Annotated in this window: 20 protein-coding genes; 13 read left to right on the top strand and 7 right to left on the bottom strand. The window is 64.9% G+C overall.

Annotated elements, in window-relative coordinates:
* The first annotated feature begins 67 nt into the window (after positions 1-67).
* A complete protein-coding gene (locus tag DFK10_RS00820; protein ID WP_109385602.1) occupies positions 68-1,240 on the top strand; it encodes a MalY/PatB family protein in 1,173 nt (390 codons plus the stop codon).
* On the opposite strand, the gene DFK10_RS00815 is transcribed toward DFK10_RS00820, so the two are convergent.
* Entirely contained in the window at positions 1,241-1,588 is a 348-nt protein-coding gene (locus tag DFK10_RS00815; RefSeq protein WP_109386008.1) for a hypothetical protein, read from the bottom strand.
* A 240-nt stretch (positions 1,589-1,828) separates the two neighbouring features.
* Here DFK10_RS00815 and DFK10_RS00810 point away from each other — a divergent pair, with 240 nt between their 5' ends.
* The gene (locus DFK10_RS00810) at positions 1,829-2,833 is read left to right on the top strand and encodes a glutathione S-transferase family protein (RefSeq protein WP_109385600.1); all 1,005 of its coding nucleotides are present in this window, start codon (positions 1,829-1,831) and stop codon (positions 2,831-2,833) included.
* Here DFK10_RS00810 and DFK10_RS00805 read toward each other — a convergent pair.
* Positions 2,818-3,309 carry a cytochrome b gene (locus tag DFK10_RS00805; protein WP_109385598.1) on the bottom strand — a complete coding sequence of 164 codons (492 nt, stop codon included), beginning with the start codon at positions 3,307-3,309 and terminating at the stop codon, positions 2,818-2,820. The two genes, DFK10_RS00810 and DFK10_RS00805, sit on opposite strands and share 16 nt — an antisense overlap.
* A gap of 128 nt (positions 3,310-3,437) precedes the next feature.
* Between DFK10_RS00805 and DFK10_RS00800 the strand changes: the two genes are divergently transcribed.
* Positions 3,438-4,601, top strand: a complete 1,164-nt coding sequence (locus DFK10_RS00800; RefSeq protein WP_109385596.1) for a lytic murein transglycosylase — start codon at positions 3,438-3,440, stop codon at positions 4,599-4,601.
* 123 nt (positions 4,602-4,724) lie between these two features.
* Here the strand turns inward: DFK10_RS00800 and smc are convergent, their stop codons facing one another.
* Positions 4,725-8,180, bottom strand: a complete 3,456-nt coding sequence (gene smc, locus DFK10_RS00795) for a chromosome segregation protein SMC (protein ID WP_109385594.1) — start codon at positions 8,178-8,180, stop codon at positions 4,725-4,727.
* Positions 8,181-8,414: 234 nt separating this feature from the next.
* On the opposite strand from smc, the gene DFK10_RS00790 reads away from it, so the two are divergent.
* Entirely contained in the window at positions 8,415-9,629 is a 1,215-nt protein-coding gene (locus tag DFK10_RS00790; RefSeq protein ID WP_109385592.1) for a TsoY family (seleno)protein, read from the top strand.
* Positions 9,630-9,741: 112 nt separating this feature from the next.
* Positions 9,742-11,052: an aminotransferase class III-fold pyridoxal phosphate-dependent enzyme gene (locus DFK10_RS00785; protein ID WP_109385590.1), complete on the top strand. Its 1,311-nt coding sequence runs from the start codon at positions 9,742-9,744 to the stop codon at positions 11,050-11,052.
* Between the two features lie 19 nt (positions 11,053-11,071).
* On the opposite strand, the gene DFK10_RS00780 is transcribed toward DFK10_RS00785, so the two are convergent.
* A complete protein-coding gene (locus tag DFK10_RS00780; RefSeq protein WP_109385588.1) occupies positions 11,072-12,712 on the bottom strand; it encodes a thiamine pyrophosphate-binding protein in 1,641 nt (546 codons plus the stop codon).
* Positions 12,713-12,817: 105 nt separating this feature from the next.
* Between DFK10_RS00780 and DFK10_RS00775 the strand changes: the two genes are divergently transcribed.
* Positions 12,818-13,351, top strand: coding sequence for an NADPH-dependent FMN reductase (locus DFK10_RS00775; protein WP_109385586.1), 534 nt, complete (start codon positions 12,818-12,820; stop codon positions 13,349-13,351).
* Here the strand turns inward: DFK10_RS00775 and DFK10_RS00770 are convergent.
* A complete protein-coding gene (locus DFK10_RS00770) occupies positions 13,348-14,379 on the bottom strand; it encodes an NAD(P)/FAD-dependent oxidoreductase (protein ID WP_109385584.1) in 1,032 nt (343 codons plus the stop codon). The two genes, DFK10_RS00775 and DFK10_RS00770, sit on opposite strands and share 4 nt — an antisense overlap.
* A gap of 57 nt (positions 14,380-14,436) precedes the next feature.
* On the opposite strand from DFK10_RS00770, the gene mnmD reads away from it, so the two are divergent.
* Together mnmD and DFK10_RS00760 are read left to right on the top strand one after the other, a co-directional pair.
* On the top strand, positions 14,437-15,093 hold the full coding sequence (gene mnmD / locus DFK10_RS00765; RefSeq protein WP_109385582.1) for a tRNA (5-methylaminomethyl-2-thiouridine)(34)-methyltransferase MnmD: 657 nt from the start codon (positions 14,437-14,439) through the stop codon (positions 15,091-15,093).
* Positions 15,093-15,956 (top strand): DMT family transporter, encoded by an 864-nt coding sequence (locus DFK10_RS00760; RefSeq protein WP_109385579.1) that lies wholly within the window; start codon positions 15,093-15,095, stop codon positions 15,954-15,956. Before mnmD ends, DFK10_RS00760 begins: the two co-directional genes overlap by 1 nt.
* 3 nt (positions 15,957-15,959) lie before the next feature.
* Here the strand turns inward: DFK10_RS00760 and DFK10_RS00755 are convergent, their stop codons facing one another.
* Positions 15,960-18,044 (bottom strand): lytic transglycosylase domain-containing protein, encoded by a 2,085-nt coding sequence (locus tag DFK10_RS00755; RefSeq protein WP_109385577.1) that lies wholly within the window; start codon positions 18,042-18,044, stop codon positions 15,960-15,962.
* Positions 18,045-18,208: 164 nt separating this feature from the next.
* Between DFK10_RS00755 and dapA the strand changes: the two genes are divergently transcribed.
* On the top strand, positions 18,209-19,081 hold the full coding sequence (dapA, locus tag DFK10_RS00750) for a 4-hydroxy-tetrahydrodipicolinate synthase (protein WP_109385575.1): 873 nt from the start codon (positions 18,209-18,211) through the stop codon (positions 19,079-19,081).
* Here the strand turns inward: dapA and DFK10_RS00745 are convergent.
* On the bottom strand, positions 19,078-20,274 hold the full coding sequence (locus DFK10_RS00745; RefSeq protein ID WP_109385573.1) for a winged helix-turn-helix domain-containing protein: 1,197 nt from the start codon (positions 20,272-20,274) through the stop codon (positions 19,078-19,080). The genes dapA and DFK10_RS00745 overlap by 4 nt on opposite strands.
* 79 nt (positions 20,275-20,353) lie before the next feature.
* Between DFK10_RS00745 and smpB the strand changes: the two genes are divergently transcribed.
* The 4 genes from smpB to DFK10_RS00725 all read left to right on the top strand — a co-directional run bounded on the left by smpB (position 20,354) and on the right by DFK10_RS00725 (position 23,404).
* On the top strand, positions 20,354-20,830 hold the full coding sequence (smpB, locus tag DFK10_RS00740) for an SsrA-binding protein SmpB (protein WP_109386007.1): 477 nt from the start codon (positions 20,354-20,356) through the stop codon (positions 20,828-20,830).
* Positions 20,831-20,945: 115 nt separating this feature from the next.
* Complete coding sequence (locus DFK10_RS00735; protein WP_109385571.1) at positions 20,946-21,236, top strand: hypothetical protein; 291 nt, start codon at positions 20,946-20,948, stop codon at positions 21,234-21,236.
* A gap of 123 nt (positions 21,237-21,359) precedes the next feature.
* Positions 21,360-22,217, top strand: a complete 858-nt coding sequence (sseA, locus tag DFK10_RS00730) for a 3-mercaptopyruvate sulfurtransferase (protein ID WP_217810023.1) — start codon at positions 21,360-21,362, stop codon at positions 22,215-22,217.
* The gene (locus DFK10_RS00725; RefSeq protein WP_109385569.1) at positions 22,217-23,404 is read left to right on the top strand and encodes an amino acid aminotransferase; all 1,188 of its coding nucleotides are present in this window, start codon (positions 22,217-22,219) and stop codon (positions 23,402-23,404) included. The genes sseA and DFK10_RS00725 overlap by 1 nt, the downstream gene beginning before the upstream one ends.
* Positions 23,405-23,414: the final 10 nt, after the last annotated feature.

The raw sequence follows: 23,414 nt of genomic DNA, 5'->3' as shown, positions 1-23,414 counted from the left end.
TAACCGGGGCTTGCAACTGCCGAGGTGACGAGTAGCTTCGCGCTGAACGTATCAGGACGAATATGACATGGATTTCGACAAGCTGACGCACCGCTGGGGCACCGGGTCTGCAAAGTGGGACCTGATGGAATCCGCCTTCGGCATTCCGGCCGGGGATGGCCTGCCGATGTGGATTGCCGACAAGGACTTCGAAGCACCGGATTTCCTGCAGGACGCCGTGCGCGGCCTGATCGATCGGGCGGATTACGGCTATTTCTGCGACCTCGATTCGTTTCACGATGCGATCCAATGGTGGATGGATACGCGCCACGGCTGGCGGATCGACACCGATTGGCTGTTCACCACCTACGGACTGGGCAACGGTATCGCCATAGCGATACAGACCTTCAGCGCGCCGGGCGACCATGTGGCGATCTTCACCCCCGTCTATCACGAGTTCGCAGCCAAGATTGGCCGAACAGGGCGCGTCGTGACGGAGTTGCCGCTTGCCGTCGAGAACGACGTCTACCACCTGGATTTCGACGCCTACGAAGCCCGCATGACCGGTAAGGAAAAGATCTTGCTGATCAGTTCGCCCCACAATCCGGCAGGTCGGGTCTGGACGCCCGCCGAATTACGGCAAATGGCCGCGTTCTGCGAACGTCATGACCTTTTTCTGATCTCCGACGAAGTGCATGGCGATCTCGTCTACGACGGCCATGAATTCATTCCGACCCATGCGGCGATCCCCGAGATCGAGCCGCGCCTCGTGGCGATGAGCGCTGCCTCCAAGACCTTTTCCATCGCCGGCGCGCGCACCGGATACGTCATGATCCCCGATCCGGCCCTGCGCGAAAGGTTCAGCGCCTTCTATCGCGCCCTCGATATCAGCCCCAACCTTCTGGGCGTGACCCTGACGCGGGCCGCCTACAGCCCCGAAGGTGCGGCGTGGGTGGATCAGTTGATCCCCTACCTGCAATCCAATCGCGACATCTTCTGCGCCGGTGTCGATGCGCTGCCGGGTCTCAAGGCAATGCCCATGCAAAGCACCTACCTCGCCTGGGTGGACTTCGCGGGCACAGGCATGGACAGGGCCGAAATCCACGACCGGCTGCACAACAAGGCCGGAATTGCCGCGACGCCGGGGCACACGCTGGGCACCGGCGGCGAGACCTTCATGCGGTTCAATCTCGGCACGCAGCGGGCGCGGGTCGAAGAGGCGCTCGATCGCCTGTCGAATGCGTTTTCAGATCTTCAGTGATCAGCGCGGCAAAAGCGCGATCGGGGCATCCTCGTCCCGCTCGTAGTCGAGCGGCGCCCCGTCGCCGGAGGCCGTGTTGCGCTTGAATTCATAATGCATCAAGTCGCCATCCGCCTCGGCCGCGATGATCAGGCATTGCGAAAGATGGCGCGCACCGTCGTAAAGGTCGACAAGCCCCCGCAAATTGGGCGCATCTTCGATATCCACCGAGAATCCCGTTTTGCCAAGGCGCATCACACGATAGCTGCTACCCTCGGCCTCCACGCGGATACGGCTTTTGCGCGCTTCAGCGCGGCGCTGGGCCGCCGACAATTCCCGGCGCAAGTCTTCCGGCAGATAATCCGTCATCGATTCCTCCATCCCCTCGTCAGAATGGGTCAAATCCGCGTTCCGTCAAGCTGACCCTTCCGCCCGGGGGGATCGGACGGGAAGGCGGGTGCGGCGATGTTGCCGCCCGGCCACGGCGGCCCCGAGTGGCTCTCGATAGGCCATCCTGTGCGCTGGTGCGGCAATACCTGCGCATTTGTCGCCATTTGCGCGCATGGATTCAGACTTTACCTAAGGCCCGCTATCAAGATGGAGGCGGCTATGGGCCAATTGATCGACGGAAAATGGGACGACAGCTGGTATGACACCAAGTCGACCGGCGGAAAGTTCAAGCGCAGCACCGCAAAGTTCCGCAACTGGATCACGGCCGATGGTCAGCCCGGCCCATCCGGCGAAGGGGGCTTCCCGGCCGAAAGCGGGCGCTATCATCTCTATGTATCCTATGCCTGCCCCTGGGCTCACCGCGCCCTTGTGTTCCGACTTCTCAAAAGCCTCAAGGATCATATCGACGTGTCAGTCGTGCATCCGCATATGCTGTCCGACGGGTGGACCTTCGACTCCGACTTCGACGGGGCGACGGGCGATCGGCTATACGGTCTGCCCTTTGCCCGCGACATTTACCTCAAGGCCGATCCGCAGATTTCCGGCCGGGTCACCGTGCCGATCCTGTGGGACAAGAGCCGGGAAACCATCGTGTCGAACGAAAGCTCCGAGATCATCCGGATGTTCAATTCTGCCTTTGACGAGCTGACCGGCAACACCGATGATTACTGGCCGGAAGATTTGCGCGCAGCGATGGAGCCAATCAACGACCGCATCTACGATACGGTCAACAACGGTGTCTACAAGTCCGGCTTCGCCACCACGCAAGACGCCTATGACGCGGCGGTGCATCCGTTGTTCGACAGCCTCGACTGGCTGGAAGATCACCTCTCGACCAACCGCTACCTGATGGGCGACCGCATCACCGAGGCCGATTGGCGGCTCTGGACGACGCTGATCCGCTTCGACCCGGTCTATCACCTGCACTTCAAGTGCAACCGCAAGCGGCTGGTCGATTATCCCAACCTCTGGGGATTCACCCGCGAGCTATACCAGTGGCAGGCCCCTGACGGCCCTATCGCGGACACCGTTCACATGGGGCATATCGTGGAGCATTACCATTACAGCCACGACACGATTAATCCCAACCGGATCATTCCAGTGAACCCGGTTCTCGATTACGACGCCCCACATGGGCGCGAATGGCTTCAGTCCGCGGCCTGACGCATCCGGTTCATCAGGTTGTTGCGCAAGATGAACTGGTGATAGAGCGCCCCCGCGATGTGCAGCCCCACAAGAGCCAAAATCCCGAGTCGCATGACCTCATGCGCCTCGGCAGCTGGCTCGACCCCGCCGAACCAGGCGACCGCGCCACTGAGCGGCATCAGGATCAGGAGCAGGTAAAGCCCAGCATGAACCGCCTTGGCCACGTGTTTCAGGGCGGGGTTCTCCTCTTTCGGCGGCGGTGGTGCGCCCCGGGTCGCCCGGATCTGCAAACGCCAGATCACAAGAAGCAGGACAAGGAGTCCGCCGATGACATGGCCTGCCACGACAGGGCTGAAGGCAACCGAGCCGCCATCTTCGACCACGTCCCAGGCGTCTGAAATGCCCTCATGAAGCACGAATTGCAGGACAACGAGCACGAAAACAATCCAGTGAAGCGCGATCTGGCGCCGTGAATATCCATTTGGTATCGCCATTGCGTCCTCTCCCGCTTGGTTTGCCTCAGCTTTGCCAATCTTCGCCGTCCTGTCACGCAATCGATGCCCGCCCTTGCCCAAATGCGACAACTTGCTACGGTTTCGCCTGTTCGAAACAGGATCCTGAAATGCGCGCCCTCACCCTTGCCCTATCGCTCCTCGCTGCCCCGGCACTGGCACAACCCTGCGGCGGCAGCTTTGCCGGCTTCGTCGACCAACTGAAGGCCGAAGCGGTGGCCCGAGGCCATGACCAGGACACGGTGAGCCGGTTCTTCGGCACCGTCCGGCAAGACCCTGACGTGATCGCCGCCGACCGTCGCCAAGGCGTTTTCCAACGCGACTTCATCGACTTTTCCGGCCGTTTGATCGCGCAGTACCGGGTGGACAACGGACAGTATTACGCCAACCAGCTGGATACGCTTTTCGATCGGATCGAGGCGGATTTCGGTGTCAGCCGCGGGGTGCTGCTCGCGTTCTGGGCCTTCGAGACGGATTTCGGCCAGGTTCAGGGGGACTACAACACGGTGAACGCGCTGATCACGCTCGCCCATGATTGCCGCCGCCCCGACCTGTTCCGACCGCAGGTCTTTGCCGCGCTGGAGCTTTTCGAAACGGGCGCCATTGATCCGGCTTCGACCACGGGCGCCTGGGCCGGCGAGATCGGCCAGGTCCAGATGTTGCCCGAGGACATCCTGACCAACGGCACAGATGGCGATGGCGACGGACGTGTGAACCTCAAGACCTCCTCGGCCGACGCCCTGATGTCGGGGGCGGCGATGCTGTCCGAACTGGGCTGGCGGCCCAATGAACCGTGGCTACAGGAAGTTCGGGTTCCGGATGATCTCGACTGGTCGCTGACGGGCCTCGATCAGCCCCGCCCTGTCACGGACTGGGCATCAAAGGGGGTGACCGCCCGAACCGGGGCGCTGAACACGCGGCTTGATGGCGCCGTTCTGCTGCCCATGGGGCGCCACGGTCCTGCCTTCCTCGCCTATCCGAATTTCAATGTCTTCTTCGAATGGAACAAGAGCTTCGTCTACGTCCTGACCGCAGCCTATTTCGCAACCGTTCTCGAAGGGGCTCCGCGCTTCGACCCGGGAAACCCCGAACCGGGCCTGACCGGTGAACAGATCATCGCGCTGCAAGAGAAACTGGCGGCGCGCGGATATGACGTGGGCGGTATCGACGGCATCCTCGGGGCCATGACCCGGGACGCCGTGCAGAAGGAACAGCTGCGGCTCGGCCTGCCCGCCGATGCCTGGCCTACGCGCACTCTGCTCGACGCGCTCTAGCTTCTTTGGGTCACAAATACCGCGGGGGGCAAGGGGGCAGCGCCCCCAATCTACGGGACGGCGGGCGGGGCGCATTTGCCGGGCACAGCCCGGCGAAAAGCGTCGTCCCGCGGGCCTCACGCGTCAGGCCACCATCTTCTCGGCGGCTTTCAGGTCCACCGAGACCAGCTGGCTGACCCCCTGCTCCTGCATGGTGACACCGAACAGGCGGTCCATCCGGCTCATCGTCACAGCGTGGTGCGTGATGATCAGGAACCGGGTGTCAGTGCGGCGGCACATCTCGTCCAGCAGGTCGCAGAACCGGCCCACATTGGCATCGTCCAGTGGCGCGTCGACCTCGTCCAGCACACAGATCGGGGCGGGGTTCGCAAGGAAAACGGCGAAGATGAGCGCCAGCGCGGTCAGCGTCTGTTCGCCCCCCGACAACAGGCTCAGCGTCGACAGCTTCTTGCCCGGCGGCTGGCACATGATTTCCAGCCCCGCATCCAGCGGATCGTCGCTCTCGACCATGACCAGCTTGGCCTCGCCGCCACCGAAGAGGTGCTTGAACAGCACGCCGAAGTTCTCGTTCACCTGTTCGAAGGCGGTCAACAGCCGTTCACGACCCTCCCTGTTCAGGCTGGCAATACCCGAGCGCAAGGCACGGATCGCGTCCTCCAGGTCAGTCTTCTCCTTGACCAGCGAGTCATGCTCTTCCTGCACTTCCCTGGCGTCTTCCTCGGCCCGCAGATTCACCGCGCCCAGCGCATCGCGCTGACGACGCAGCCGGTTGACGTCGTTCTCGATCTTTTCGGAATCCGGCATCTTCTCCGGGTCGGTTTCCAGCCGCTCGAGCAACTTGTCCGGCGTGACCTCCTGCGCCTCCATGATGCGCTCGGCGGCATAATCCACGGTCTCGCGGGCCGCCTCGGCCCGGGCCTCGGCACGGGCCCGCGCCTCGCGCGCTTCGCCGGCGGCGCGTTCGGCCTCGCGTTCGGTCAGGCTGGCCTCGCGGAGGGCGGTTTCCGCCTCGGCCAGCGCATCGGCGGACTGCTTGCGTCGCGCTTCGGCCTCGTCGATGGCGTCGGCCAGTTCGTCGCGTTTGGCGGCAATCTCGGCCGGGGCCGATTGCGCTTCCTTCAACTCGTCTTCACTGGCCTGGCGTCGCTCCTGCAATTCCGCCGACCGCTTCGACGCGGTCTCCAGGCGATGTTTCCAGCCCGAGATTTCCTTGGTCACTTCCTGGCTGCGCTTGAGCCGCGCCTCGCCTTCGCGGCGCAATTCGTCATGGGCCGACCGCTTGGCCATCATGGTCATGCGCGCCGCTTCCACGGTCACTTTCACATCCTCGACCGAAGCGCGTGCCGCATCCAGGTCGCCAAGGCCCTTCAGCCCCGCCTCGGCCTCGGCCAGTGCCTTGCGGGCGGACAATGCCTCTTCCTCGTTGCGGGTCACCGCGAGGCCGGAGCTTTCCAGCTTGCCCTCGGCCAGGTTGCGATCTGCCTCGGCACGGCTCAGGGCGCGGGCGGCCTCGGCAACGCGGGCATCCGCCGCGCGACGGGCTTCGCGGGCACTGCGCTCGGCCTCGGTCAATTCGGCCATGCGCGCGGTCAGGCTTTCATGGGCCATGCGCGCGCCCTGGGCCTTGGCATTGGCCTCTTCGAGGTCGCGCTTGAGTTCGACCAGCCGGTTGAGCTGTTGCAGCCGCAGCGCCGCCGCCGAAGGGGCATCCTCTGCGGCCGACCGGAATCCGTCCCAGCGCCAGAGATCGCCCTCGATGCTGACCAGCCGCTGGCCCGGCAAAAGGTCCTTTTGCAGGCGCGGCCCATCGGCGGCCTCGACCAGTCCCACCTGCCCCATGCGGCGCACCAGGACAGGCGGCACCGAGACAAAATTGGTCAGCGCCATGACCCCCTCGGGCAGGGATTGGGGCTGGGCGTATCCCGGCAGGGCGACCCAGCCGGAGCTGTCTTCGTCTTCGACCGCCGGGGCGCGCAGATCATCGGCCAAGGCAGCGCCCAGTGCCTTTTCGTAACCGCCCTCGACGCGCAGCTGATCGAGGATCTGCGCGCCTTCCTCGGCGTCGCGATCGACCATCTTGGCCAGCGCCCCCACCTCGGCGCGCAGGGCGTTTGCCTCTCCCTCGGCTTCCGATCTCTGGGCGCGCGCATCGGCTTCGCGGTTCTGGGTTTCGCTACGGGCAGTCTCGGCCTCGGACAGGACCTGTTCGGCCTTTTCGGCAGTCGCACGGGCGGTGGTTTCAGCTTCTTGCGCTGTGGCGTAATCCGTCGCGGCCTTTTCAAGGGCGGCTTGCGCCTCGCCCCGTGCAGCCTTGGCGCGGGCGGCGTCGGCCTCGGCCTTTTCGAGGGTCTTGCGATTGTCCTCGATCAGACGTTGCGCGGATTGGTGGCGCGCGGCCAGGCGGGCCACGTCCTCTGTAAGCTGGCTCAGGTCGGTTTCACGGTCCTGCAGGACCTGCGCGGCGTCATGCGCCTCGGCCTGGGCGGCCTCAAGCCTGGCCGCATGGCCCTCCCCCGCCTTGGCCAGCTCGCGCGCTTCCCATTCCAGCCGTTCGATGGTCTCGCCCGCATCCTTGTTCAGCCCTGCCTCACGATCCATGTCACGGGTCAGCTGTTCGATCCGCGCGGTCAGGGTCTCGATGGTTTGCTGGGCGCGGGCTTCCTGATCATTCAGCGTATCGCGTTGAACCTGCAGGCGCTGCAGCACGGCGGCGGCGATGGCCTCTTCCTCGCGCAGCGGGGGCAGGCCTTCCTCGGCTCCGGCGCGCCGCTTCGCGGCTTCGCGGGCGGCGGTCTCGGCGCGGCCGGCCTCTGTCGTCCGCTCGGTCAGCGCGGCAGCCGCCGCAGCGCGCGCCTCATCCGCCTCTTTCCAGCGGCGATAGAGCAACAGCCCCTCGGCCTGACGCAGTTCTTCGCCGATCGTCCGGTAGCGGGCCGCCTGGCGCGCCTGCCGGGCAAGCTGCTGCAACTGGTTGGCCAATTGCTCGATCACGTCATCGACGCGGGCAAGATTGGTTTCCGAGCCCTTGAGCTTCAATTCGGCCTCGTGCCGGCGCTGGTAAAGGCCCGAAATCCCGGCCGCCTCTTCCAGAATACGCCGCCGCGCCTTGGGCTTGGCGTTGATCAATTCGCTGATCTGGCCCTGCCGAACCAATGCCGGTGAATGAGCCCCGGTGGAAGCATCCGCGAAAAGCATCTGCACATCGCGGGCGCGAACGTCCTTACCACTGACCTTGTAGGCGCTGCCCACGTCGCGGGTGATGCGGCGGATGATCTCCAGATTGTCGCTATCGTTGAACGAGGCAGGGGCAAGGCGTTCGGAATTGTCGAGGTGCAGCGAGACCTCGGCGAAGTTGCGGGCAGGCCGCGTGGCGGCACCGGCGAAGATCACGTCTTCCATCCCGCCGCCACGCATGGCGGTGGGGCGGTTTTCGCCCATGACCCAGCGCAGGGCCTCCAGCAGGTTCGACTTGCCACAACCGTTCGGTCCCACGACACCGGTCAGACCGTCGGCGATCACCAGGTCGGTGGGATCGACGAAGCTTTTGAAGCCATTGAGTCTGAGGCGGGTGAACCGCATGGGCGGGCTGCTCGTTCTTGATTCCTGTCCGAGTAGTATCGTGCGGTGCGTTTTCCACCCCTGTCAACGCGGGCAGCACCCGATATGGGCGAGTTTCCGCGCTTATCCACAAGATATTGCGGCCTGGGGTGCGACGATTTTGACCTCCAGGGAAAACATTTGATTATTGACATATTTTGCCGCGCACTCCATTTTCAAAACATAAAGTTTTTGAAATGTATGCAGGAGGCAACCATGCCCGACACATCCCAACGCCCCGCGGACACCTATTCGCCGCTCTACTTCCTGGCCTCGCTCGGGGCCGGCGGCCTTGCCGTCACCTTCTTCATGTATCTGATGTTCTGGGTGCCGCATCCTGACCAACCCGTGCCGATCTTCGAGGACATTCTGGCCGCCTTCCAATCCGGCAGCCTGCCGCTTCAGGCGGCGATCCTGGTCGCCGTAACCGGAATCGCGGGATTTGCCATCCTGAATATCAGGCTGCTGATCTGGAACCTGCGCCAGCTCTCGACCTTCTCCAAGACGGAGAAATTCGAGAAATTGGTCAATTCCAACGCCGAAACCACCCTGCTGGCCATGCCTCTGGCGCTGGCGATGACGGTGAACGCCATGTTCATCCTCGGTCTCGTCTTCGTGCCCGGACTCTGGACCGTCGTGGAATACATGTTCCCGCTGGCACTGATCGCCTTTGCCCTTATCGGGTGGATCGCCTTCCGCCGCATCGGCGCCTTCCTGGGCCGCGTGCTGTCCGAGGGTGGGGTCTTTGACGTGACCGCCAACAATTCCTTCGCGCAGCTTCTGCCCGCCTTCGCGCTGTCCATGGTCGCCGTGGGCATGGCCGCCCCCGCCGCCATGAGCACCGTGCCGCTGACGGTCGGTATCTCGCTCGTCATGTCGATCACCGTGGGCACCATCGCCGCGCTCTATGCCGTGGTCGCCGCCATCGTCGCCTTCAATTCGATGCTGCACCATGGCACCGCAAAGGAAAGCGCCCCGACCTTGATGGTCGTCGTGCCGATCCTGACCGTGCTGGGCATCATGATGCTGCGCCAGAACCATGGGCTTCACACCACGTTCGAGACCCATGGCGGCACGGCAGACAACTTGTTGCTGACCACCTCTATCCTGGCCGTGCAGGGCGTGTTCCTGGCCCTTGGCCTGCTGGTGCTGCGCCGTCAGAAATACGCCGATGCCTTCCTGCGTGGCGACGGCAATTCGCCCGGCTCCTATGCGCTGGTCTGCCCCGGTGTCGCCCTGTCCGTGATAACCCACTTCTGGATCAACAAGGGCCTTGTCGGTGCCGGCCTGATCGCCAAGTTCGGTGTTGCCTACTTGGCCTTCAGCGGCGTCGCCATCGCCTTCCAGGTCGCGATGATCGCCCTGGTCTTCCACCTGAACCGGCGGCACTTCCGTCGCCCCGTTGCGGGTCACGCGGTGCCGGCCGAATAAACCAGCCGTCATCAAACCAAATGAACGGGCGCGCCGCCGGTGCGCCCGTTTTGCTGTATTGCCAGCGCCCGCCGCCCGTGCCACCGTCCGCGCAAACAACAAGAGGTGCCCCATGCCCGACACGGTCCGCGTTCCCAACGATCTCGACAGTTTCTGGATGCCCTTCACGGCCAGCCGCTGGTTCAAGGACAACCCGCGCCTGATCCACAAGGCCGAAGGCTGTTATTACACGTCCGTGGACGGCAAGACGCTGTTCGACGGCACCGGCGGGTTGTGGTGCTGCAATGCGGGCCATGCCCATCCGCGGATCACCGAAGCGATCCAGCGCCAAGCCGCCGATCTGGATTTTGCCCACAATTTCAACCAGGGCCATCCCGTCGCGTTCGAAGCCGCCGCGCGTGTCACCGGGCTGGCCCCGGGTTTCGACCACGTCTTTTTCACCAATTCCGGGTCCGAATCCGTCGATACCGCGCTCAAGATCGCATTGGCCTATCACCACCATCGCGGCGAAGGGCAGAGGCGCATGCTGGTCGGCCGCGAAAAGGCCTATCACGGAATCAATTTCGGCGGGCTGTCCGTGGGCGGTCTGGGCCTGAACAAGGGGCAGTTCGGCACGCTCTATCCCGCCACGGCGCATCTGCGGCACACCTCCCTGCCAGAAAACGCCTTTTCGCGCGGCATGCCCGAAAAGGGCGCAGATCTGGCCGATGACCTGCAACGCCTCTGCGACCTGCATGGCGGCCATACGATCGCTGCGGTGATCGTGGAACCGGTCAGCGGTGCGGGCGGGGTCTATCCGCCGCCCAAGGGCTATCTGGAGCGCCTGCGCGAGATCTGCGACAACCATGGCATCCTGCTGATCTTCGACGAGGTCATCACGGGCTTCGGGCGCACCGGCAACGCCTTCGCCTATCAGAGCTTCGGGGTGAAGCCCGACCTGATCACTTGCGCCAAGGGCATGACCAACGCGACCGTCCCGATGGGCGGTGTGCTTGTCACGAAAGAGGTTCGCGAGGCCTTCCTTTCCGGCCCCGCCAAGATGCCCGACCTGTTCCACGGCTATACCTATTCCGGCCATCCGCTGGCCTCGGCCGCCTGTATCGCCACACTGGATGTCTACCGTGACGAAGGCTTCTTCGAAAACGCCGCCGCCATGGCCGCCCCGTGGGAGGACATGCTGCATTCGCTCAAGAACCTGCCGGGTGTGGTCGATATCCGCAATTACGGCATCGTCGGCGCGGTCCAGCTGGAAACGAAAGGCGCGGTGGGCGATGCCGGGCGTGCCGCCTATGAAGGCCTGTGGGAAAAGGGCCTGATCGCGCGGCCCGTGGGGGACAGCCTGTGCCTGTCGCCGCCCTTGACCATTACGAAAGACCAGATCGAAGAGATCGGCAGCAAATTGCGGCACCAGTTGTCCGGCTAAGCAAACCGGCCTGGCGGGATCAGCCTGCCAGGTCCGACAGGCGCATGGTGGTCGACAGCGCGTCCGGGTCCACCTGCAGCTCGATCACCGAGAGCCTGCCGGACGCCCGGGCCCTTTCGAAAGCCGCCGGAAAATCGGCCGTGGCCGCAACGACCTCGCCATGTCCGCCATAGGCGCGCGCAAGGGCGGCGAAATCGGGATTGGCCAGCGCCGTGCCCGAGACCCTCCCCGGATAGTGCTTTTCCTGATGCATTCGGATCGTGCCATAACGGCCATTATTTACCACGATGACGACCGGCTTGGCACCGTGCTGCATGGCCGTCGACATCTCGTTCAGGGTCATCTGGAAGCATCCGTCGCCTGCGAAACAGATCACGCCCCGGTCGGGGTATTCGATTGAAGCCGAGACCGCCGCCGGAAATCCGTATCCCATGGAGCCACTGGTCGGCGCCAGCTGCGTGCCGTGCTGCTTGAAACAGAAATAGCGATGCAGCCAGGCCGCGTAATTGCCGGCACCGTTGGTCAGGATCGCATCTTCGGGCAGGTGGTCCGACAGCCAAAGTACGACATCTTCCAGTTTTACATCGCCGGGGGTTTCCTGCGGGGTCACCCAGGCCTCGTAATCCGAGCGCGCGGCACGGGTCCAGTCCGACCAATCCCGGCCGCAGCCGGGCAGGCGCGACAGGGCGCGGACGAAACTGATCGCATCGGCGGTGATCGCCAGCTCGGGCTGATAGACCCGGCCCGGCTCGCCCGCGTCGGCATGGACGTGGCAAATGCGACAGTGGGGGTCGGTCGGGTCGATCAGGGTGTAGCCTTGCGTTTCGATATCGCCCAGACGCGAGCCGATAACCAGCAGCGCATCAGCCGCCCGGACCCGATCCGCCAAGGCCGGGTTCATGCCGACATTCAGGTCGCCGACATAGCTGGGGTGGCGGTTATCGAGGTAGTCCTGCCGCCGAAAGCCCAGCGCCACGGGCACGCCCTGGGTCTCGGCAAAGCCGGAGAGGTCCAAGGCCGCGTCGCGTGACCAGTGCGGCCCACCCACGACCACAAGGGGGCGCTCGGCCCGGCTCAGCCAGTCCAGCGCATCCTCGGCGGTGCGGCTATGAGCTGGCGCCAGTTCCTTCAGGGGCGCGCGGATCGCGGGCGGTTCGACGCGCGCCGACAACATGTCCTCGGGCAGGGCCAGCACCACCGGGCCCGGCCGCCCTTTGACCGCGACGGAAAAGGCCCGGGCGATGTATTCCGGCAGCCGCTCGGTCTGATCGACCTCGGCGACCCATTTGGCCAAGCCGCCGAACATGGCGCGGTAATCGACTTCCTGAAAGGCCTCGCGGTCGCGGTGATCGCGCGCGATCTGACCCACGAACATCACCATCGGCGTGCTGTCCTGCCGCGCGATATGGATGCCCGCGCTCGCATTGGTGGCACCAGGTCCGCGCGTCACGAAGCAGACGCCCGGCTGGCCGGTCATCTTGCCATAGGCCTCGGCCATCATCGCGGCCCCGCCTTCCTGGCGGCAAACGATGTTGGTGATGCCGCTCTCGTGCAGCCCGTCCAGTGCCGCGAGAAAGCTCTCGCCCGGCACGGAAAACACGCGCCGCACCCCCAGTCGCTTCAACTGGTCAACAAGGATTTCGCCGCCGTGACGTGTCATGCCCGCTCCCTCGCAATTTCGCACAACCATGTGCCACACCGCGCGGGGTGGCAAGCCGAAGCCGTGCGGCTATGTAAGCGGTGAATCAAGACCAAAGGTGATGCGATGTCCTATCTTCTCGGCCTGTCCGGCTCCTTGCGCCAGGCCTCGACCAATACCAAGCTGATGCGCGCCGCCGCCCGGATCTATGGCCCTGAAACCTTCATCGAGGGCGATCTGGACCTGCCGCTTTACAATGGCGACGTCGAGGACAACGGGATTCCCGAAAAAGTTCACGCCCTGTCAGATCAGATCGCCGGAGCCGAGGCGGTGATCATCTCTTGCCCGGAATACAACAAGGCGCTTTCCGGCGTGATGAAGAACGCGCTGGACTGGGTCAGCCGGACCAAGGGGAATCCATGGCGCGACAAGCCGGTGGCGATCATGTCGGCGGCGGCCGGACGGGCCGGTGGTGAAAGATCCCAGTATTCGCTGCGGCTATGCCTGAATCCGTTCCGTGCCCTCGTCCTGCCGGGGCCGGAAGTCATGATCGCGGATAGCGGCAATGCCTTCGACGCGGACGGGGCGCTTGTCGACGAGCGCTCGACCAAGACACTCACGGAGCTGATGGAGCTCTTGCACGCGGCTGCGCGCCCCTAAAGGCTCGCCCTTGGGTCGAAGGATTGCGGGATTTGATTGCGCCCGTCCAGAACGAGATCGGCCATAACCTCGCCAGCGAGGGGCGCCATGCCGAAGCCGATCTTGAAGCCCCCGTTCGCAAGGAATTCGCCGGCGCGAAAGGGATGCTGACCCAGCATTGGCGCGCGGGTTCGGCTTCGGGGGCGCACCCCGGCCCAGCGCCGGATTTCGCGCGCCTCGGCCAGAGCCGGGACGGCGGCACGAGCCCGCGCAAGCAGGTCATCGCATTGCGCGTCGGTTTCGTCGGGGCTGTCGAAGTCACGTTCGGTCGTGGATCCGACCGCAACGGTGCCATCGTCATGGGGCACGATGTGCAACCCGTCCACGAAGAGCTGGGGCAGGGCGCTGGCGTCGTGCGCCAACAGCACCGCCTGTCCCTTTACCCCCGTGCCGACGAGGCGATTGTGCCGGGCTGTCATCTCCTCCAGCCCGCGCCAACCCGTCGCCCAGACAACGCGCCCCTCTGCATCGCCGCTAGAGGCGATCTCGGCGCCCTTGGCCTCGATGGCGGCAGCCAAGGCCTCGCAGGCGCGCCTCGGATGCAGCCGGGCGGTCAGCGTGTCATGGATCAGGTAGCCGGTCGGGGTTTCGGGCGCCCAGTCGCCGCCGGGGTGTTCCATGACCTCCCACTTTGCCCGCCCCTGCCACAGCTGCGCGGCACCACCGGCGCGGTCATGGGCACGCGACAGGGCATCGGCATCCGCCACCGGCTGCCAGCGCCCGGTCCGCGCATAGCCCGGCGACAGGCCGCCGGCTGCCTCGACCTCGGCCCAGAAATCCTCGGCCATCAGCAGGCTTTCCAACTGAAAGGCCTTCTTCTCGTTCCACTGCTCCGGCACATGCGGGGCCAGCGCGCCGACGATGCCGCCGGATGAGCCCGCGGCGACGCCCGCGGGGTCGATCACACGCACGGAAGCCCCGCGCCGGACGCAGCACCACGCGACGGACAAACCGAAGGCCCCGGCCCCGAACACGGTTACGTCCACCATTGCCAATCCCCCGTATTCCGACGCATCTTCCGGGGCAAAGCCATAGGACAGAACGCGATGACAGACCAGCGGGCCGAGATCGACTGGCGCGAGGGGCGGGTGCCCGTCTCGACGCGATTCGACGATCCATATTTCTCGCTCCAGGATGGCGTGGCCGAGACCAGCCATGTCTTCCTGGCGGGGAATGACCTGCCCGCGAGGTTCACGGACGGCTTTCACATTGCCGAGCTGGGCTTCGGCACAGGTCTGAACTTTCTTGTCGCATTGCGAGCATTTCGAAAGGCCGGCGTCAGGGGCCGGCTGCGCTTCACAAGTTTCGAGGCCTTCCCAATGGCGCCGCGCGATCTGCGGCAAGCCCTTGATGCCCATCCGCAATTGCCCACGGAGATTCTGTCCGATGGGGTTCCGGAGAGGCTGAACGGCCCAGATTTCGAGCTTCGGGTTATCGCCGGGGATGCGCGGGAAACCCTGCCATCATGGGATGACCAGGCCGATGCCTGGTTCCTGGACGGGTTTTCCCCGGCCAAGAATCCCGAACTCTGGGGCGAAGACCTGATGGCAGAGGTTGCCCGCCACACCGCCCCGGACGGCACGGCCGCAACCTATACCGCGGCAGGTCATGTCCGGCGCGCACTGGAAAGCGCTGGCTTCGAAGTGACTCGCACACCCGGCTTCGGACGAAAGCGCCACATGACCCGCGCGAGACTGCGCTGATGCAGTCCAACACCCGCCTCGGCATCCTGTTGATGATCGCCACGACCTTCGTCCTCGCGATCCAGGACGGGATCAGCCGGCACCTGGCGCACGAATACAACGTGCTGATGATCGTGATGATCCGCTACTGGTTCTTCGGCCTTTTCGTCATGGCCATCGCACGGCGGCAGGCCGGGTCGATCCGGGCCGCCGCGCGCACAAGCCAGCCGGCCCTGCAGATCTTCCGAGGCCTGCTGCTGGCCGCCGAGATCTGTGTCATGGTGCTGGCCTTTGTCTATCTCGGGCTTGTCGAAAGCCATGCGGTCTTTGCCTGCTATCCGCTGCTGATCGCAGCCCTGTCCGGCCCGGTTCTGGGCGAAGGCGTCGGCTGGCGCCGCTGGGTGGCGATCGGGATCGGTTTTCTCGGCGTGCTGATCATCCTGCAACCCGGGATTACCGTCTTCCAGCCCGCCGCGATCATCCCGCTGATCTCGGCCACGATGTTCGCGCTTTACGGCCTTTTGACGCGCTATGCCGCGCGCCGCGACAGCGCCGCGACCTCGTTTTTCTGGACCGGGGTGAGCGGCATGGCCGCGCTGACGCTGGCCGGCATCTGGTTCTGGGAACCGATGACCAGGCCTGATTGGGGATGGATGGGCGCGCTTTGCATCACCGGGGCGCTGGGGCATTTCCTTCTGATCAAGACCTACGAGGTGTCCGAGGCCAGCGCGGTGCAGCCCTTCGCCTATCTGCAACTGGTCTTCGCCTCGGCGCTGGGGATCGCCGTCTTCGGCGAGGCCCTGGAACCCAATGTCGCCATCGGGGCCGCGGTCGTCGTCGCGGCAGGCATCTTCACCTTGACCCGAACCCGGCGCGCCACCTGATCGTCACTCGGGGCGCGCCGGGGGCCGGATCACGGGGATGTCACTCCGATCTTCCACGCCCCGCCGCACCGGCGGCAGGGCATCGACCGCCCCATCCGCGGCAGCAGCGCCAAGGCTTTCGGGACGCAGCCGGGGCCGGATCACCGGCATGGTCCCCTGCAACAGGGCCCGGAAGGCCACGGGACCGGTTTGCCCTGTCAGACGCGCCCGGTAGACGGGGATTCCCTCGGTCACGCGCATCACGTAGTTGCGGGTCTCGCGGAAGGGGATGTGCTCGATCCAGTCGACCACGTCCAGGCCGCCGCGCCTCGGGTCCCCGCGCTCATTGATCCAGCTTCGCACGCGCCCCGGCCCGGCATTGTAACCCACCGCGATCAGGGTCGGGCTGTCACCGAATTCGCGGCGCAGATAGTCCAGGTAGGCGGCGCCCAAGGTCGCGTTATAGGGCCAGTCCAGAACCAGCCGCGCCCGCGAATAGGGCAGGTCAAGGGCATCGGCCATGTCCTGCGCCGTGCCGGGCATCAACTGCATCAGGCCAAGCGCCCCGACGGCGCTGCCCGCATCGGTGCGGAACTCGCTTTCCTGCCGGGCGATAGCCAAGGCCAGGGCCATATCCACGGGCAGGTCCATCTGCGCCATCGGGTGAAGCGGGAAGTGAACGTCCTGCACAAGTATATCCCGGCGCAGGGCCGTCTTGGCGACGAGCACGGCGTAGAAGGGCTCGTCCAGCTCCATCAGCAAACCGCCCAGCTGACCAACCGCGGTGCGGTCCAGCTCCTTCGCCAGGTCGGCGAGGAATAGCACGGCCAGCCCCCTCTCCTGCCCGGAAAGCAACGTCATCGCGGCCCGGAACCGATCATCCGTCAGAAAGTCGGCCTCTTGCCAGTCCGGGAACAACTCGCCCCCAGCCAGCGCCGGGTTCAGCGGTCGGCCTATCCTTTCGGAGGCAAGCAGTCCGTAGAAAGTCGATTGGTGGTCCGCCGCGCGGCCAAAAGCCGCTTGGGCCGCTTCCGCATCGCCCAGCGCCTCGTGCGCGCGGCCCAGCCAATAGCCTGCGCGACCCGACGAGATCGGCGTCGATACAGTTGCGTCAAAGGTCTGGAAATGGCGCAAGGCCAGGGCGGGATCGTCAAGGTAGGTCAGGGCCAGATAGCCCGACAACCACTCAAGGTCGGCATGCGATGCGCCATCGTCGAGAAAATGACGGCTGGCCAGCTCGTAAGCCACTCGCGGATTGCCTTCGCGCATTTGCCAGCGGGCGAGGATGCGCCGCCAGCTGCCCCAGCGCCACGGATGCACCAGCGCCTCGGCACTGGCGGATCGCTCCCGCATCAGGGCGACGGCATCGGTCCAATCGCCCCGCCCGGCCAGCCAGTTGAACCGGTCATAGGCAAGACCCGGGTCGCCGCGCAGGCGGGCGGGCACAAGATCGAGCCGCTCTTCCAGGTCATCCGCCCCATCGATATAGCCGATCCGGGCGCGCACCAGGGCCCGGTGCCCTTCGTCCAGGTGCGGCAGAAGCCGCGCGGCATCCTCGGTGCGCCAACGCCAGAGCAACATATCGGCCCGTGCCGCGTGATGCGGCAGCAGCAGGTCGGGATAGGCGCCGATCAGCGCGTCGAACCCCTCTTCCTCCAGCCCCAGGCTGCGCCAGGTCTCGACGAGCATCTCCTGTGCAGCGTCGCCACGCCCATCCGCGATCATCGCCCGCGCATAGGCCAGCGCCCCCTGCCCCGTTTCGGGCGTGCGCCCATCGAAGAAGGCAATCACGCCAGTATCCGGAACGCTCGGATCCAAAAGGCCCTCGGCCACTTCGCGTGCGGTATCCAGACCGGGCCAGTCAGCACGAGCCGCAAGGAACGCGGGGTATTCCGCGAAAATCGCATCGCCCGCGCGCAACCGCATCCAGGTGATCAGGTCGCGCCCAAGATCACCCTCTTCAGCCATCAACGCATAAGCGGTTTGCCAATCCCCTTGTTCCGCCGCGGCAAAGGCCGCTTCCGCAGCGGGCACGTTGGCCGGGTCCTGCGCCGCGCCACCGCTTGCAAGGGACAGGAAAAAACCCACCGCTGCCAGAAACTGCTTCATTGTTCGCTCTCTGCCCCGTGGCATCCTGGCCACTTTGCGACCAAGGCTAGCGCCATTGCGCCGGGCCGCAATTCACAAACTTGGCAAAGGCGGAAAACCGCACTAGGTTCCGCGCGATTTAGCCACGGGCGCCCCGCGCCTCGAACATGAAAAGGAAGCGTGTCATGATCAAAGGGTCCATTCCCGCCCTCGTCACGCCGTTCAAGGACGGCCAGCTGGATCTTGAGACGCTGAAGAAACTGGTGGACTGGCATGTCGACCAGGGCAGCCACGGGATCGTGCCGGTGGGCACCACGGGCGAAAGTCCGACCCTGACCCACGCCGAACACGACACCGTTGTCGCCGAGGTGGTCAAGGCTGCTGCCGGCCGCATCCCTGTGATCGCGGGCGCCGGGTCCAATAACACGGCCGAGACCGTGCGCTTGGTGAAGGCCGCCAAAGAGGCCGGCGCCGATGCCGCGCTGGTGGTCACGCCATATTACAACAAGCCCACACAGAAGGGCCTGATCGCGCATTACACCGCCGCCGCCGAATGCGGCCTGCCGATCATCATCTACAACATTCCCGGCCGCTCGGTCGTCGACATGACCCCGGCAACGATGGGCGAGCTGGCCAAGCATCCCAACATCGTCGGGGTCAAGGACGCAACGGGCGACTTGGCCCGCGTGCCCAAGCAACGGATCACCTGCGGCACCGATTTCATCCAGCTGTCGGGCGAGGATGCGACGGCGCTGGGCTTCAATGCCCATGGCGGGACGGGCTGCATTTCGGTGACGGCCAACGTGGCGCCCAAGCTGTGCTCAGAAATGCAGGAGGCGACCCTGGCCGGCGATTTCGACAAGGCACTGAAGATCACCGACCGGCTGATGCCGCTGCATATCGCCATTTTCGTGGAGCCGGGGCTTGTGGGCGCGAAATACGGCATGTCCCTTCTGGGGCTGTGCTCGGACGAGGTGCGCTCGCCGCTGGCAAGCCTTGAGGAGAGCACCAAGGCGCAAATCCGCGACGCGATGGTGCATGCGGGGCTGCTGAACTAACCCTGCAGCCAGCCCGGATCGAACCGTATATCCGACAGGCCCGTGAACCGCGCCACCCGTTCCAGTTCGGCGGTCAGCGCGGCCAGCCGGCCCTTGCCCATGGCCACACCCTTTTCGGGCCAGAACGCGGCCACGCGAAGGGCACCCCCGTCGCGTTTCGCGTCGATCCGTCCGATCAGGCGATCCCCCTGCATGACCGGAAAGACATAGTAGCCGTAACGCCGCTTTGCGGCAGGCACGAAGATCTCGATCCGGTAGTGAAAGCCGAACAGCCTTTCGGCCCTTGCCCGATCCCGCAGGGCCGGGTCGAAGGGCGACAGTATTCGCACACGGTTCGAGGGGTCGGGCAGGTCGGGAATACTTTCAATCTGGACGGCATCCGAGAAACAGCGCCGGCTTGATCCGTCAGCGCATTCGACGTCGATCTCGAAGAGGCGACCCTCCTCGACAGCGCGGGCGCACCAGTCGCGCGCCTCGTCGCGGGTGACGATCTCGAAGAAGGCGGCCAGTTCGCCACTGGTGCCGAACCCCAGCCGGGCCAGCGCGGCCGACATGGCCCAGTCGATGATCTCGGCATGGTCGCGCCGCGCATTCAGGTATTGCGCCGGGATCACCCGCTCTGCCAGGTCGTAATATTTGCGAAACCCGCGACGGTGGCAGATCGCCAGACGACCCGACCGCCAGAGGAATTCCAGCGCGGTCTTCGACGGGTGCCAGTCCCACCACCCGGTCGATCCCTTCGTTTCGCCCTCGCCCACGTCCGAGGAAGACGTCGGGCCGTGTTCGGCAACCCGCTCCAACACCGTATCCAGTTCCGCATCCCAGCCCGCGCGCTGCCATTTCGGCCAGCGGCGGCGCATCGCGGCCTCATCGCGTTCGAATTTGAGCCGCCACATCGGGTAGAAATCCATCGGCACAACGGCCGCGTCGTGGGTCCAGTGTTCAAAGGCTGTGCGATCGCGCCCCACCGCGTGTTCCAGCGCGCGAGGGCGATACTGCCCCCGCCGCGCCCACAGGATCAGGTCATGGGCACGGGCCAGCGTATTGACACTGTCGACCTGGACGAAGCCAAGCTCGTCCAGCAACTCGGCAAGGTCCGCCCCCCGGCCCGGGCCGGCGGCAGGTCGCAACAGGTGATGCCGGTCGAGGAACAGGCGGCGGGCCTGATGGTTGGACAGGACGGGGCAGGTCATGGGCCGCGATCCTAAAGCTCTGTCCGCCGATGGCCAGACCGCTTGTGCGCACCCCGCCCATGCCCTATCTCAGGCCCCCATGGCCAAGAAGCAACCCGACAACCCGAACTACAAGGTCATCGCCGAGAACCGGCAGGCCCGCCGCGACTACGAGATCAAGGACGATCTCGAATGTGGCATCGTGCTGTCCGGGTCCGAGGTCAAATCCCTGCGCACGGGTCAATCCAACATCGCCGACAGCTATGCCAGCGTCGAGGATGGCGAGCTTTGGCTGACCAATGCCTATATCGCCCCCTACAAGCAGGCGATGTTCCCGCATGAGGAACGGCGCCGCCGCAAGCTCTTGGTGAACAAGCGCGAACTGGCCCGGTTGTGGAACGCGACCCAGCGCGAGGGCATGACCCTCGTGCCGCTGGTCATGTATTTCAACCACAAGGGCATGGTGAAGCTCAAGATCGCCACCGCCAAGGGCAAGAAGAAGGCAGACAAGCGCGCCACCGAGGCCAAGCGCGACTGGAACCGCCAGAAGCAACGCCTTCTAAAGCACGGGGAATAGCGGCGCGTTTCTCTCACTGTCGGCTGCAAGTGCCGCCAGCCTATCCTGACCGCGAGTCAAATCGAACCGGCCTTGCGGGCCGACCGCCATCGCGGGACAACAGGAGCAGAAGAGTATGGAACAACTCATCATTCAACTGGTCGCGGGTGCGATCGGCGGCAATGTTGCCGGGGGCATCTTCAAGAACCTTTCGCTGGGCACGCTGGGCAATTCCATCGCCGGGATCGTCGGCGGGGGCCTTGGCGGTCAGATCATGGGCATGCTGGGCGCAGACGGCATGGCCGCCGCGGCGGCTTCGGGCGGCATGGATATCGGCTCGCTCATCGGATCAGTTGCCGGGGGCGGTGTCGGCGGCGGCGCGTTGCTGGCTGTCGCCGGGTTGGTCAAGACCATGATGGCCAAGTAAGGCAACCGGCTTGCATTCCCGGTTCCAGGCGCGCCCGGTGTGGCGCGCCTTTCTGCATGGAAACCTTGCAGTATTCCGGGCACGGCGGTAGGGACGAAGCGTTTCCAGCGCGAGAGTGACCCGATGGCCATCGACGACCCGAAGACGCTTGTTTCCACCAACTGGCTTGCAAGCCACCTCAAGGACCCCGACCTGCGGGTGATCGACGCCTCGTGGTACATGCCCGCCGATAACCGCGACGCAAGGGCAGAGTACGAGGCCGCCCACATTCCCGGCGCGCGCTTCTTCGATATCGACGAGATCAGCGACCATCGCTCGGAATTGCCGCACATGGTGCCGCCGGTCGAGAAATTCATGTCACGCATGCGCGCCATGGGCGTGGGCGACGGCCATCAGGTGGTCGTCTATGACGGGGCCGGGCTGTTTTCCGCCGCGCGCGTCTGGTGGCTGTTCCGCCTGATGGGCAAGACGGATGTGGCGGTGCTGGATGGCGGGTTCCCGAAATGGCGGGCCGAGGGACACCCGGTCGAGGATATGCCCCCGGTGATCCGCGACCGGCACATGACCGTCCAGCGCCAGAACCACCTGGTCAAGGACGTCACGCAGGTGGCCCGCGCCGCCAAGCTGAAGGATCACGAGATCATCGACGCCCGCGCCGCCGAACGCTTCCGCGGTGAAGTCGAGGAGCCGCGCGAGGGGCTGCGGTCCGGGCACATCCCCGGCTCGCGGAACCTGCCGTTCGGTGAGCTTCTGAAGGACGACGGCACAATGAAGGACACTGACGCGCTCAAGGCGGCTTTCGAAGCGGCCGGGGTCGACCTGAAAAAACCCGCCATCACCAGCTGCGGGTCCGGCGTCACCGCCGCGATCCTCTCGCTGGCCCTCGAACGGATCGGAAAAACGGACCACGCCGTCTATGACGGCAGCTGGTCGGAATGGGGCATGTATGACGACCTGCCCATCGCAACCGGAGAAGCCTGATGCTCGAGAACCTGAGCCAACAACCCGCCGACAAGATCCTTGCGCTGATGGCGCAGTACAAGGCCGATGAGCGCCCCGGCAAGATCGACCTGGGCGTCGGTGTCTACAAGAACGCCGAGGGCAAAACCCCGGTCATGCGCGCGATCAAGGCCGCCGAGCGGCGCCTGGTCGAGGAACAGGAAAGCAAGTCCTATACCGGGCTGGCCGGCGACCCGGCCTTTGCCGATGCCATGATCGAGCTGGTGCTGGGCGACAGCGTCGCGCGCGACCGTGTGGCCGCGATTGCCACACCCGGTGGCACCGGGGCCTGTCGGCAGGGGTTCGAACTGGTGCGGTTGGCCAATCCGCAGGCCACCGTCTGGGTGTCGAACCCGACATGGCCGAACCATGTCTCGATCCTCAAGTTCATGGACATGCCGCAAAAAGCCTATCGCTATTTCGATGACAGCACCGGCGGGATAGACTTCGACGGCATGCTGGAGGATCTGGCCGGCGCCAAAGCGGGCGATATCGTCCTGCTGCATGGCTGCTGCCATAACCCCACCGGCGCCAACCTGACGCTTGATCAGATCGACGAAGTGATCGCCGTCATGGAAGGCAAGGGCCTGGTTCCGATGATCGACATCGCCTACCAGGGCTTCGGCGACGGGCTGGATGCGGATGCCGCGGTCACGCGCCGCGTCGCCACCGCCTTCGACAACGTCCTGATCGCCGCCAGCTGTTCGAAGAATTTCGGGGTCTACCGCGAACGCACGGGTATCCTAATGGCGATTTCCAAGGATGCGGACGAGGCCGCTCTGAGCCAGCAGAACATGAATTACCTCAACCGGCAGAACTATTCCTTCCCGCCCGATCATGGCGCGCGCTGCGTCAGCATGATCCTGTCGGACCCGGAATTGCGCGCCGACTGGCAGGCCGAGCTGGAAGAGGTGCGCCTTGGCATGCTGGAGCTGCGCAAGCAGCTTGCGGATGAATTGCGCCGCCTGACCAATTCCGATGCCTTCGACTTCGTGGCCGAACATCGCGGCATGTTCTCGCGGCTTGGCCTATCACCCGAGCAGGTCGAGACACTCAAGACCGACCATGCGATCTACATGGTGGGCGACAGCCGGATCAACATCGCCGGGCTGAACAAGGACACGGTGCCTGTTCTGGCCAGGGCCATCGCCGAGGTGATCGGGGACTGACGCCCCGGAC

It is taken from the genome of Salibaculum griseiflavum, from assembly GCF_003129565.1.
GTDB lineage: Bacteria > Pseudomonadota > Alphaproteobacteria > Rhodobacterales > Rhodobacteraceae > Salibaculum > Salibaculum griseiflavum.
Note: the sequence above shows the minus strand (reverse complement) of the source record. Positions and strands in the feature narration are given on the sequence as shown.